11 protein-coding genes are annotated in these 12,386 nt (G+C 48.6%); 9 read left to right on the top strand and 2 right to left on the bottom strand.

Annotation, left to right across the window (positions count from 1 at the left end; genetic code table 11):
- The first annotated feature begins 213 nt into the window (after window positions 1-213).
- From EOJ37_RS06680 to EOJ37_RS06665, 4 genes are read left to right on the top strand one after another with little or no spacing between them, the layout of a single operon-like run.
- Complete coding sequence (locus tag EOJ37_RS06680) at window positions 214-1,170, top strand: 2-keto-3-deoxygluconate permease 1 (RefSeq protein WP_127959140.1); 957 nt, start codon at window positions 214-216, stop codon at window positions 1,168-1,170.
- Window positions 1,167-2,438 carry a D-threonate kinase gene (gene dtnK, locus EOJ37_RS06675; RefSeq protein WP_127959138.1) on the top strand — a complete coding sequence of 424 codons (1,272 nt, stop codon included), beginning with the start codon at window positions 1,167-1,169 and terminating at the stop codon, window positions 2,436-2,438. Before EOJ37_RS06680 ends, dtnK begins: the two co-directional genes overlap by 4 nt.
- A complete protein-coding gene (locus tag EOJ37_RS06670) occupies window positions 2,398-3,411 on the top strand; it encodes a D-threonate 4-phosphate dehydrogenase (protein WP_420820624.1) in 1,014 nt (337 codons plus the stop codon). Before dtnK ends, EOJ37_RS06670 begins: the two co-directional genes overlap by 41 nt.
- A 24-nt stretch (window positions 3,412-3,435) precedes the next feature.
- Complete coding sequence (locus EOJ37_RS06665; protein ID WP_127959134.1) at window positions 3,436-4,194, top strand: DeoR/GlpR family DNA-binding transcription regulator; 759 nt, start codon at window positions 3,436-3,438, stop codon at window positions 4,192-4,194.
- A 112-nt stretch (window positions 4,195-4,306) separates the two neighbouring features.
- Here EOJ37_RS06665 and EOJ37_RS06660 read toward each other — a convergent pair whose 3' ends face one another.
- A complete protein-coding gene (locus EOJ37_RS06660; RefSeq protein WP_127959220.1) occupies window positions 4,307-4,651 on the bottom strand; it encodes a YacC family pilotin-like protein in 345 nt (114 codons plus the stop codon).
- Window positions 4,652-5,011: 360 nt separating this feature from the next.
- Between EOJ37_RS06660 and cueO the strand changes: the two genes are divergently transcribed.
- Window positions 5,012-6,562 carry a multicopper oxidase CueO gene (gene cueO, locus EOJ37_RS06655; RefSeq protein WP_127959219.1) on the top strand — a complete coding sequence of 517 codons (1,551 nt, stop codon included), beginning with the start codon at window positions 5,012-5,014 and terminating at the stop codon, window positions 6,560-6,562.
- Window positions 6,563-6,657: 95 nt separating this feature from the next.
- A complete protein-coding gene (hpt, locus tag EOJ37_RS06650) occupies window positions 6,658-7,194 on the top strand; it encodes a hypoxanthine phosphoribosyltransferase (protein WP_127959132.1) in 537 nt (178 codons plus the stop codon).
- Window positions 7,195-7,215: 21 nt separating this feature from the next.
- Here hpt and can read toward each other — a convergent pair whose 3' ends face one another.
- Window positions 7,216-7,875, bottom strand: a complete 660-nt coding sequence (gene can / locus EOJ37_RS06645) for a carbonate dehydratase (RefSeq protein ID WP_127959130.1) — start codon at window positions 7,873-7,875, stop codon at window positions 7,216-7,218.
- 417 nt (window positions 7,876-8,292) lie between these two features.
- On the opposite strand from can, the gene pldB reads away from it, so the two are divergent.
- From pldB to EOJ37_RS06630, 3 genes are all read left to right on the top strand, one after another.
- Window positions 8,293-9,291 (top strand): lysophospholipase L2, encoded by a 999-nt coding sequence (gene pldB / locus EOJ37_RS06640; protein ID WP_127959128.1) that lies wholly within the window; start codon window positions 8,293-8,295, stop codon window positions 9,289-9,291.
- Window positions 9,292-9,309: 18 nt separating this feature from the next.
- The gene (gene yigL, locus EOJ37_RS06635) at window positions 9,310-10,110 is read left to right on the top strand and encodes a sugar/pyridoxal phosphate phosphatase YigL (RefSeq protein ID WP_127959126.1); all 801 of its coding nucleotides are present in this window, start codon (window positions 9,310-9,312) and stop codon (window positions 10,108-10,110) included.
- A gap of 360 nt (window positions 10,111-10,470) precedes the next feature.
- Window positions 10,471-12,386: autotransporter outer membrane beta-barrel domain-containing protein (locus EOJ37_RS06630; RefSeq protein ID WP_476707479.1), on the top strand; the 1,916-nt coding region annotated here is incomplete at its 3' end.

The following is a 12,386-nucleotide window of genomic DNA, read 5'->3' as shown; positions in this document are numbered from 1 at the left end:
TGTCGGATATGTTTAGAGAGCATTGTCTGACACAAGTGTTCAATAAATAGCCTGAAATGCGCCTAACTGCCAATATCGATTACTGATTTGAGTAAAACCAATCAATCTCTGATTAAATTTATTTCACAATATTGTAATTGGCGGGGTTGTTTTTACATTTAATGATTTAATATAATCAAATTGATTAAACTAAATCAGCTAGTCGAGGGAAGAATGAAAATCAAGGCAACAATAGAAAAGATTCCAGGCGGGATGATGGTAATCCCATTGGTACTGGGCGCAATGATTAATACATTTGCACCCAACGCGCTGGCGGTTGGTGGTTTTACTACAGCATTATTCAAGAGTGGTGCGGCACCATTGATTGGCGCCTTTCTACTCTGTATGGGGGCAGGGATCAGCTTTAGAGCCGCGCCGCGTGCTCTGTTACAGGGTGGGAGCATCACATTAACCAAATTGTTGGTTGCAGTAGTATTAGGTTTAGGGGTCGAACGTCTGTTTGGTGCTGAAGGGATTTTCGGTCTGACCGGATTAGCGATTATTGCCGCAATGAGTAACTCAAATGGTGGTTTATATGCGGCTCTAGTGGGCGAGTTTGGCAATGAGCGCGATGTGGGGGCTATCTCGATCCTGTCGCTGAATGATGGCCCATTTTTTACCATGATCGCCCTTGGCGCGGCTGGAATGGCCAATATCCCGATGATGGCACTGGTAGCGGTGCTGATCCCACTGTTGATTGGAATGTTGCTGGGCAATTTGGATCCGCAAATGCGCGATTTCCTCACTAAAGGAGGCCCGATTTTAATCCCATTCTTTGCTTTTGCGCTTGGTGCAGGCATTAACCTTGAAATGTTGCTCAAAGGTGGCCTTGCCGGCGTGCTGTTGGGTGTTTTAACGACATTTGTTGGTGGATTCTTTAACATTCAGGCTGATCGTCTGGTCGGTGGTTCTGGTTTGGCGGGCGCTGCTGCATCCAGTACTGCCGGTAATGCGGTGGCGACACCACTGGCAATCGCTCAGGCAGACCCAGCGTTGGCTTCAGCAGCGGCGGCAGCGGCGCCACTGATTGCTGCTTCAGTGATTACCACTGCGATTTTGACACCGATCTTGAGTTCATGGGTTGCCAAGAGAAATGCAGTTAAGCAGTCACTGCTGGAGCAGACAGCGTGAAAATGATCGTGATCGCTGACGACTTTACCGGTGCTAATGATACCGGCGTACAGTTGGCAAAGAAGGGCGCTCGTACTGATGTGGTGCTGAACGCGCTGAGCCATCCTACACACCGTTGTGACGTGCTAGTGATCAACACCGACAGCCGTGCATTAGTGGCATCGGCTGCACGCGCCAAAGTGAGTGAAGTGTTACTGCCCTACATGCAAGGCACCACATTGCCACAAGTCTATAAGAAGATTGACTCAACTTTTCGTGGCAATGTTGGTGCAGAGATAGAGGCAGTGATGAGTGTCACTGGAGCACAGTTAGCGATTGTTGCGGCAGCGATCCCTGCCGCAGGCAGAGTGACGCGCAATGGACATTGTTATGTGCACGGCAAGCCATTACTGGAAACAGAATTTGCCAGTGATCCGAAAACGCCGATTGTCTCTTCACATATCAAGACATTGTTGGCGTTACAGACTCATTACCCGATCCACGAATTGGATCTGTCGGTAGTACGTAGTGGGCAATTGCTCAGCCAACTACAACGTCTGCAACAACAACAACCGGCAATCGTGGTGGTTGATGCTGAAAACGACAGTGATCTGTCTCTGTTGGCTCAGGCTAGTCTGCAACTTAGCCAACGCTATTTACTGGTCGGTGCTGCTGGGTTAGCAAATGCGCTGCCAGCCAGCAGCTATGTCGGTGCAACTCAGCATCTGCCGGTGCTGGTGGTGGCTGGCTCAATGAGTGAGATGACGCGTCAACAGATAGTTTTTGCCGCTAAACAGCGATCACTCAGTATCATCGACATCGATGTTGAGACGTTACTGCAACCACATTGTGCTGACATGGCGCAGAGCATCAGTCGACAAGCGGTAGGTATATTGGATCAGAAGCAGCATTGCGTGCTGCGAACCTGTCAGGATGCTGATGCACGTCAGATGATCGACACATTGTGTGAAAAATACCGTATTTCGCGCCAACAACTTGGGGAAAAGATCAGCCAGATGCTGGGGATGATCACGCTAACTATTATTAATCAGACAAAAATCGGTGGATTATTTCTCACCGGTGGGGATATTGCGATAGCGGTTGCCAGGGCACTCGGGGCTCAAGGCTATCGCATCTCTCATGAAGTTGTACCTTGTGTACCTTGCGGTACTTTTATTAACAGTGCAATCGATGACTTACCGGTGATCACTAAAGCGGGGGGATTTGGCAGTGAAACGACACTGCACGATGCACTTTATTTTATTGAGGAAATGTATAGTGATAGGTAGCACGATTGCAGTCACCATGGGCGATCCGGCAGGGATTGGGCCAGAAATTATTATCAAGGCACTGTCGGAAGGAGAGTTAGCTGGTAGCCCAGTGGTGGTGGTCGGATGTCTGCAAACGTTGCAGCGTATTCAAGGTCTCGGTTATTGCCCTGCTGTAAAAATACAGGAAATTGAAAGAGTCTCGGAGGCATGCTTCGCGCCCGGTATAATTAATGTGCTTAATGAACCATTGACAGACCCCGCCCGGCTGACACCAGGGGTAGTACAAACACAGGCGGGAGATCTGGCTTACCGGTGCGTGAAGCGTGCCACCGAACTAGCGCTGGCAAATGAAGTGCACGCTATCGCCACAGCGCCATTGAATAAAGAAGCATTGCATCTTGCTGGTCATCTCTATCCAGGGCATACCGAGCTATTGGCAACACTGACCAACAGCCGCAGTTATGCCATGGTGCTCTACACCGACAGATTGAAGGTGATCCATGTCTCTACTCATATCGCCCTGCGCAAGTTCCTTGACACCTTAACTACCGAACGGATCGAGGCAGTGATCGGCATGGCCGATAGCTTCCTGAAACGGATTGGTTACAGTCAACCCAAAATTGCGGTGGCGGGTGTTAATCCCCATGCGGGAGAACATGGTTTGTTTGGTGATGAAGAGATCACGCTGGTTAATCCGGCGATTGCTGCTGCCAAGGAGCGAGGTATTGATGTTTATGGTGCTTGCCCACCCGACACCGTTTTTCTGCAAGCGTATGAAGGCCAGTACGATATGGTGGTGGCAATGTACCATGATCAAGGCCATATTCCATTGAAGTTACTCGGTTTTTATGACGGTGTTAATATCACCGCAGGGTTACCGTTTATCAGAACCTCGGCGGATCACGGCACCGCATTTGATATTGCTTGGAGCGGAAAAGCTAATCCAGCCAGCATGGTAACAGCAATCAAACTCGCTATGCAGTTAGCCTGACCAGAATGGGTACAACACCAGAGCATGAGAAGACAAGCGCGCCAAGACCAGATACTGGAATATCTTAAAGCACACAATCTGGTCACGGTTGAACAACTGGTGGCGGCGATTAATGCGTCGCCTGCGACTATCCGCCGTGATTTGATCAAACTCGATCGACAAGGGATCATTCACCGTAGTCACGGCGGTGTAGCGCTTAACCGTTTTATTCCGGTACAGCCAACCACTAACCAGAAGCAGTTGCGCCAACAGGCAGAGAAACGGCAAATCGCCCAATGCGCGATTGATATGGTGCAGCCCGGTGATTCGGTCGTATTGGATGCAGGCACCACCATGCTCGAGTTGGCTCGTCATTTAACCTATCTACCGGTACGGGTGATCACTGCCGATCTGCACATTGCACTGTTTTTGTCTGAGTTTACCCAGGTTGAGGTGACGATTATTGGTGGACGCATTGATGATAGTAGTCAGTCTTGTGTGGGTGATCATGGTCGTCGTTTACTGCGAGCGATCAATCCTGATGTTGCCTTTCTAAGTTGCAACTCATGGTGTATTGAGAAGGGGATCACCGCACCGAACGAGGAAAAAGCGGGTTTGAAGCAAGACATCATTGCGAATGCTCGCCGTCGAGTGTTGTTGGCTGACAGCAGTAAATACGGTGCTTACTCCCTGTTTCGTGTTGCTGAGCTTGGCAGTATGACTGATATCATCACCGACAAGTTGCTGTCTAGCAGTGTGCAGAAGAAATTGGCCGCGTTATCGTGTCGGCTGCACTTGGTGTAACCGGATTAAAAAACACGTTGTTGTTGGTAGTATAATCTTGATGCCAAGCCAGCCCATTCCCCAGGTGGACAACATGCCTGAAGCGCGCTGACATGCAGGCAAGCCAAACCAGTTAGTTGGCGTAAGCCAGCAGGCTCAGTGATTCCCGAGCCAGAGATTGGCATTTTTTGCGATTGGGTAGCGTAATACTGCGCAGATCGCGGTAGCTACTCTCGCCCATCGATTTCATATCAAAGCTGTTGTAGTTGCTTAAATCCCATTGATTTTGCTGTGCAAAATAAATAATCGCTCTTTTGATTTGCACGTTTGGCAGGTCGCTATAGCCGCAATCATTTTTTAGGTAGACAAACACCGCCGTTAAGTCGGCCAGATCTTCCGCCTCTGGCTCTGTCAGTGCCAAGCTGCTTTGGCTGAAACCTAACAGCGTCAGTAACAGTAATAAAGTTGTTTTTCTCATCATCAAAGTTAGTCTATATCATGTTGGTGACCAAGACGTTTGGTCGTAGTGCCTGCCGGAGCGCATGGAACAGGACACGTGCATCAGCATCGAGCGCAGTGAGTTTATTAATTTATATATCAATTGGTTGTGTTGGCACAAACAGCGTGTTGACTGCATGCAGGTAAATTAACTACATGGTGAACCATACATCAACTCACTACATTTTGGGCGGCGGAAGGGCCAAGTTACCACACTTGGACAGCAACACTCCAATGATATTAGCCAAGCCACTATTTTTCACCTTGAGTTTTCATCTAATGGTTAGTAAATTGTTTAAACCGTATTTACTCAATAGTTACTGCTAGAAGCGAGTCTATGATGCTACGTCGTGATTTTATTAAACTAACTACATTGGCAGGAGCGAGCGCTGCCTTACCTTGGTGGAGTTATTCAGCCTGGGCGAGCGAGCAGCCGGCGCTGCCGATCCCACCGTTACTCCTCCCTAATGCAGAAGGGAAAATTGCGCTTACTTTGCAAACTGGACAGATGCAGTGGCTACCTGGTGTTGCTACCCAAACTTGGGGCGTGAATGGTGCTCTACTTGGTCCAGCACTGCGTTTACAACGCGGCCAAACCGTCACAGTGGATATGACTAACCGGCTACCGGAAGCGACCACGTTACATTGGCATGGCTTGGAGATCCCTGGTGAGGCAGATGGGGGACCACATGCCCTGATCGCACCTGGTGGTAAACGCAGCGTTGATTTGACCATTAACCAACCGGCCGCCAGTTGCTGGTTTCATCCTCATACCCATGGCAAGACTGGACAACAGGTGATGATGGGGCTAGCGGGATTGTTACTGCTGGAGGATGAGCAGAGCCAAAAACTAACACTACCAACCGATTGGGGTATCGATGATTTCCCCGTCATTTTGCAAGATAAACGCTTGGGAAAAACCGGGCAGATTGAATATCAGTTGGATATTATGAGTGCGGCAGTCGGCTGGTTTGGTGACCGAATGTTTACCAATGGTGCGCTTTACCCACAGCAAGTGACTCCGCGTGGTTGGTTGCGGTTACGGCTACTCAATGGCTGCAATGCCCGCTCGCTCAATATTTCGACTAGCGATCAGCGGCCAATCTATGTGATTGCCAGTGATGGTGGCTTTCTTGGTGAACCGGTAAAACTGACTGAACTACCGATGTTAATGGGAGAGCGGTTCGAAGTTCTGATCGACGCCTCTGATGGCAAGCCATTCGACATAGTGACGCTACCGGTGCAGCAGATGGGAATGACTTTGGCACCTTTTGATCAGCCGCTACCGGTACTGCGCATTCAACCTGCATTACAGCAAGGAGTAAAATCGATACCTGATCGCCTCGTCAGCCTGCCAGCCTTGCCATCATTAACGGCGTTGCCGAAACGGACATTACAACTGATGATGGATCCTAAACTGGACATGCTAGGTATGCAGGCATTGATGGAGCGCTATGGTCATCAGGCGATGGCTGGCATCGACATGGATCATGCAGGTATGGATCACAGCGCTATGGCGCATCATGGCCAGCACCATTTTGATTTTCGTCATGCCAATACCATCAACGGTAAAGCTTTCGACATGACACAGCCAAGTTTCTCACTACCGCGTGGGCGAGAGGAAATATGGGTGATCTCGGGTGAAGGAGATATGATGCTGCATCCATTCCATATTCATGGAGTACAGTTTCGGATCTTGTCAGAGAATGGCCAACCACCGGCACCACACCGCACAGGCTGGAAAGACACTGTGCGCGTCGAAGGAAAACGCAGTGAAGTACTGGTTCGCTTCCAGCATCTGGCGAGCGCAGAGCACCCTTATATGGCGCATTGCCATCTGTTGGAACATGAAGACACAGGTATGATGTTGGGCTTCAGCGTGGTTGATTGATCAGGCAGTCGAACCTTTGCCTAAACGAGTGAGCCAGCGCCTGATTAACGCAGTGTGATAGACTCAGATTTATTTTGCCAACAGGGGAAAACAGCATGAAACAGACGGTAGAAACAATGATTTCTGCACAGCAGATCGCGCATCGTGTTGCCGAACTGGGGCAGCAGATCAGCGAAGCGTATCGCCAGAGTGGCAGTGAGATGGTATTGATTGGCTTGCTGCGTGGTTCATTCATCTTCATGGCTGATCTGTGTCGTGCCATCAGCGTGCCGCACGAAATCGACTTCATGACAGTTTCCAGCTATGGCAGTGGAACCGTCAGCTCGCGTGAAGTGAAAATCTTAAAAGATCTGGAGCAAGAGATTAACGGCAAGGATGTCTTGATTGTTGAAGACATTATCGATTCGGGCAACACGTTGCACAAAGTGCGCGAAATTTTGGCACTACGCCAGCCAAAATCGTTGGCAATCTGTACCTTACTTGACAAACCCTCACGTCGTGAAAGCGAAGTGCTGGTGGAGTATATCGGATTTTCTATTCCGGATGAATTCGTGGTCGGCTATGGCATTGACTACGCCCAACGTTACCGCCATCTACCCTATATTGGCAAAGTGGTAACGTCAGGGAGGTAGTTGTCGAAACTATCAAACTGGTTAGAGCAACCCTTTCTCGCGCTGAAGGGTTGCTATCGCTTTACGGTAACTCATCTCCAGCGTTTCGCGATTGGTCGCGGTGACATCAAGATCATGCAAACGGCCATCCTGGATACCGTACACCCAGCCGTGTAGCATCACTTTTTGCCCACGTTTCCAAGCGGATTGCATGATCGTGGAGTGACCGAGGTTATACACCTGCTCAATCACATTGATTTCACATAACACATTGAGCCGCTTTTCCGGCTCCAACTCACCCAGTAGCGAACTATGCTTAAACCACAGGTCGCGAATATGCAGTAGCCAGTTGTTAATTAGCCCCAGCTCGGGATTCTCTACCGCAGCAGCGACACCGCCACAGCCTAAATGACCACAGATGATAATATGCTCAATTTCCAACACATCGACAGCATACTGCACTACTGACAGACAGTTGAGATCGGTATGGATCACCTGGTTAGCAACATTACGGTGCACAAATAACTCGCCTGGCTCCAGGCCGGTCAAGCGCTCGGCAGGTACACGGCTGTCTGAACAACCAATCCATAAAAAGCGTGGTTTTTGTGCTAAAGATAAGCGCTCGAAAAAACTGGGGTCTTCTTGCTTAATGCGTTCCGACCACTGGTGGTTATTGGTGATAAGTTGTTCAATTTCTTTCATGGCAGTGATTAACCTGTTACGAATGAATTGCGTTGATGTACTATATGACAGTCATCCTGATTTGGAAATTGTAACTGGTTAGAGCATAGCACGATGTTGGGTAGAAAGATCAGCTTATAGATGATAATAATTATTATTATGTTATTGGCGATACCCAGCAACAACGGCGACCCGCTGACCATTTTGCCAACCACTATCCAATCTGATTGAACATGGTGTGTTAACCATCATGCAATAGCGACAGAAAAGGAGACTTCACCCGCTACCGACGATCGTTTAGGTTTGGAACAGGTTAGTCCAGCACCAAACGGTTCCGGACATCGTTACAGCACTCGGTATTGCTGAAATACGAATGCATTGATGCTATTACTTGGCGCGATGAGCGCGTGATAAAGAGTAACTGGGGGTCTCGTTGCTGTGAATGCTACGCAATGGTTCGAGCGTGAAAAATACTTTGCTGCTTTTGTCACTGGGTCACTACTGCCGTTTTGGCAGCAACGACAAGAGGGGGAGTTTAGCGGTGTTGCTGGAGTACCGATCCGCTTTGTCTGCTTTCAAGCACCACATCATCGACGCGTGGTGGTGATCAGCCCCGGCCGCGTTGAAAGTTACGTCAAATATCCTGAAGTCGCCTACGATCTGTTTCATCATGGTTACGATGTCATGATTGTTGATCATCGTGGCCAGGGGCGTTCCGGGCGATTACTGGATGATCCACAGCGTGGGCACGTGGTAAAGTTCTCTGATTATGTTGATGATTTTGAATCATTTTATCAGAAGATAGTCCAGCCAAGAGCCTACCAGCAACACTTTGCATTGGCACACTCGATGGGTGCAGCAATCCTCACCCTGTTTCTTGCACGTCATCCGACGGCGTTTTCTGCGGCGGCACTCTCTGCACCCATGTTTGGTATTGATCTACCGATGCCAAACTGGCTAGCGGAACGCATTCTCGATTGGACTGAAGAGCGCGTGGCGATACGTGACACCTATGCTGTCGGCACGCGACAATGGTTGCCACTGCCCTACTTGATAAATACTCTCACCCACAGCCGTGAGCGTTATCAACAAAACCTACGCTACTATATTGATCACCCTGAAATTCAGCTAGGGGGGCCAACCTATCATTGGGTACGTGAGAGCATCCAGGCTGGGAAGCAGATTATCGCTCAGGCTGCCAACATCACCACACCGCTGCTATTGTTGCAGGCGAGCGAAGATACAGTAGTAGACAACCAAGCACAGACAGATTTTTGTCACACGTTGGTAACGGTGGGAGGCGATTGTGAAGGTGGTAAACCCTGGATTATCAATGGGGCTTACCATGAAATTTTATTTGAACAAGACCAGATACGCACGCAGGCACTGAGTGTCATTTTGCGTTTCTTTGCCCAACACTTCAGTGACAACCGATGAGAGGTTAAAAGTATCGTTATGTATCACGTCGTCGCTTCTGATTTAGATGGCACTCTGCTCTCTCCTGAGCACACACTCACCGCGTACACACACGAGACGTTGCAGTTGCTACTGCTGCGTGGTATTCACTTTGTTTTTGCTACTGGCCGCCATCACATTGATGTCGCACAAATTCGCGACAATCTCGGTATCAGCGCCTTTATGATCACCTCCAACGGCGCACGTGTACACAACAGCGCCGGTGAGCTGATTTTTAGCCATAATCTGGATGCAAGCATTGCTCATCAACTGTGCCACATCGTGCATGGTCATCGTGATATTCAGACCAATCTGTTCCGTGATGATGACTGGTTTATTGACCGAGTGAGTCCGGAGCAGGATGAGTTTTTTAAAGAGTCAAACTTTCAATATCAAGTTGTTGATCCACGCACCCTAGAGACTGAAGGCGTCTGCAAAGTGTTCTTCACCTGTGATGATCACGACACCTTATTGCCGTTGGAACAGCAAATTAATGCTCGTTTTGGTGATCGGGTGAATGTGACATTTTCCCTGCCGACCTGTCTCGAAGTGATGGCGGGGGGTATCTCGAAAGGTCATGCACTAGAAGAAGTCGCAAAACTGATTGGTCATTCACTGGAAGCGTGCATTGCCTTTGGTGATGGCATGAATGATGTGGAAATGCTGTCAATGGCGGGGAAAGGCTGCATTATGGGCAACGCCCACCAGCGCTTGAAGCAGACCTTACCGGATCTTGAAGTGATTGGCAGCAATGCAGAAGACGCAGTATCGCACTACTTACGCCAGATGTTTCTCGGATAACGAACAGCGATCTCAAGATATTATTTACCCCAGCAGCAGGGCTTAATGCACTGCTGCGCCTCCAAGTTTTCTATTCCCTCCGACGATTGACTGCTGTCTCTTCTGACTCATACGTGTTGGCATGAGTGTTTTTTATTAACATATGATTAACTTTTGCGATAAATAAGCACACATTTTTTAAAAAAATGACACATTTTCAGAAAACATCGTTTAGATCACTTTTCGAGCAATCAATTAAGTGTATTAACTAATTTTGTCGATGTAGGAGAAACGCATCATCGATACAAGCACTGCCAACAAGCGGTTTGGCATCTGCGTTGGCAGTGGATTGCATTGAGTTCACTTAAGAGAATGTCATCCATGTCAAAAATATCACCTGACTCGATTGATCGAGTATTCCCCAGCAGCAGAGCGCTGCTCAGCACTCTGGTACTTTCCACCCTGGCAGGCAGTGTACAGGCAGGCACCTGTGTTGAAATTTCTGCCAACAACTACCGCTGTTCTGGTGCAGCGGATAACAGTAGTGACCGCACACAGAAATTGTCCGGTAGGGATCTGAAGGTGACTACTGAAGTGGGATTTGGTCTTGATAGTAACGAAATTCGTCAATTCGAGTTATATGGTCGTGGGGGCTTAAGTTTTATTGATGAACATCAATCAGTAATCAGAAGTAGGAACGGTTCAGTCATTGACGCTGACAATTACGAAGGTGGCGTGCTTTCGATTATCACCACGGGTACGCTGATCAGCGCAACTAACAGGGGTATCGCTGCCTATAATGAAGGTACTGATTTGAATATTAATACTGCGCAGGTGTTTGCTCACTTTCATGGTATTGATGCATATAATTATGGCAGTGGTGCGCTTTCAATTATTTCAACAGGCAAAATAACGAGTGCTATGTCAGATGGTATTGCTGCTTATAACAGTGCCGAGAGTAGCAGCCTGACCATTCATACTGCCGAAGTATCGGGCAAACAGGATGGGATCGATACTCGTAATTATGGTAGTGGTGCACTCTCTATTACTGCCACCGGTAAAGTGACGGGTGCAGATTGGAGAGGTATCTCGGCCGATAACCGAGGTACTGATTTGACCATTAATACTACTGATGTAACTGGGGGCAATTATGGGGTTTTTGCTGAAAATAAAGGCACGGGGGTGCTTTCTGTTACCAGTAAAGGGAAGGTGACATCGATTGGGAAGGTTCCGGATGATCCGTGGTCTGGGCTTGGGATTTATGCCCATAACCAAGGTACTGACTTGACCATTAACATCAATGAACTGTTTTCTAAGAGGGCAGGAATTTATGCCATCAATGAGGGAAGCGGTAGACTCTCTGTTACTGCAACAGGAAGAGTCACCAGCATAGATGCTTCGGCTATTGCTGTCTATAACTATGGTACAGATCTGAATATTAGTGCAGTTGATGCATCCGGTTATTTCAGCGGGGTTTATAGTCGTAATGAGGGTGCTGGGGCACTTTCGATTACCACTACCGGAAAAGTGATTGCCACGTCACAGGAGAGCTATCTAAGTTCTAGTGGTATTGGAGCTAGGAACCATGGTACTGACCTGACTATTAGTGCTGCTGACGTATTCGCTAATCGATATGGTATTGAGGCTCTCAATAAAGGAGTGGGGGTCCTCTCCATCACCACTTCTGGTCAAGTGACCGGCGTGACTGATCACGGAATATTTGCCGAACACACCGGCAACGGCGAAGTACAGATCGATATCAAACAGGGCAGTGTGGTTGAAGGGGGCAAAGCGGCAATCTATGCGAATAGCACTGCAGGCACCTACATCAATAATGCCGGTAGACTGCGTAACCTTTCTGAATACTCGGCGGATACTGTGATTGAAACGAGTGGTGCGGCGGCGGTGATCACCAATCAAGGGGAATTACACGGTCGGGTGCAACTGGCGAACGCAGTCAACAACCTGTTTTTTAACCTCAGCGGCGCACGTTGGGATAGCTCGGGCGGTTTCAATGAGTTCGGTGAAATAAACAGTATTTTGATGAACGACGGGCGCTTGATTACCGCTAATCGTTCCGCCCATTCTCCACAGACCACCACGTTTAATAATATCGGTTACCTGCTCAATGCCGGTGAGCTCACCATGGCCAATGGCCAAGCGGGCGACGTCACAGTGATTAACGGTAACTACTCGGGCGGTGGCGGCACACTGGTGTTTGATACGGTGCTGGGTGACGACAACTCATTGACCGATAAACTGGTGATTAATGGCAACAGCTCGGGTGTCAGTTTTGT

It is taken from the genome of Serratia microhaemolytica (assembly GCF_004011885.1).
GTDB classification, from domain to species: Bacteria; Pseudomonadota; Gammaproteobacteria; order Enterobacterales; family Enterobacteriaceae; genus Serratia_G; species Serratia_G microhaemolytica.
Note: the sequence above shows the minus strand (reverse complement) of the source record. Positions and strands in the feature narration are given on the sequence as shown.

Coding starts and splice junctions, on each gene's coding strand:
- EOJ37_RS06680 (WP_127959140.1), top strand. CDS start 214: ATGAAAATCAAGGCAACAATAGAAAAGATTCCAGGCGGGATGATGGTA.
- EOJ37_RS06670 (WP_420820624.1), top strand. CDS start 2,398: ATGCACTTTATTTTATTGAGGAAATGTATAGTGATAGGTAGCACGATT.
- EOJ37_RS06665 (WP_127959134.1), top strand. CDS start 3,436: ATGAGAAGACAAGCGCGCCAAGACCAGATACTGGAATATCTTAAAGCA.
- EOJ37_RS06660 (WP_127959220.1), bottom strand. CDS start 4,651: ATGAGAAAAACAACTTTATTACTGTTACTGACGCTGTTAGGTTTCAGC.
- cueO (WP_127959219.1), top strand. CDS start 5,012: ATGCTACGTCGTGATTTTATTAAACTAACTACATTGGCAGGAGCGAGC.
- hpt (WP_127959132.1), top strand. CDS start 6,658: ATGAAACAGACGGTAGAAACAATGATTTCTGCACAGCAGATCGCGCAT.
- can (WP_127959130.1), bottom strand. CDS start 7,875: ATGAAAGAAATTGAACAACTTATCACCAATAACCACCAGTGGTCGGAA.
- yigL (WP_127959126.1), top strand. CDS start 9,310: ATGTATCACGTCGTCGCTTCTGATTTAGATGGCACTCTGCTCTCTCCT.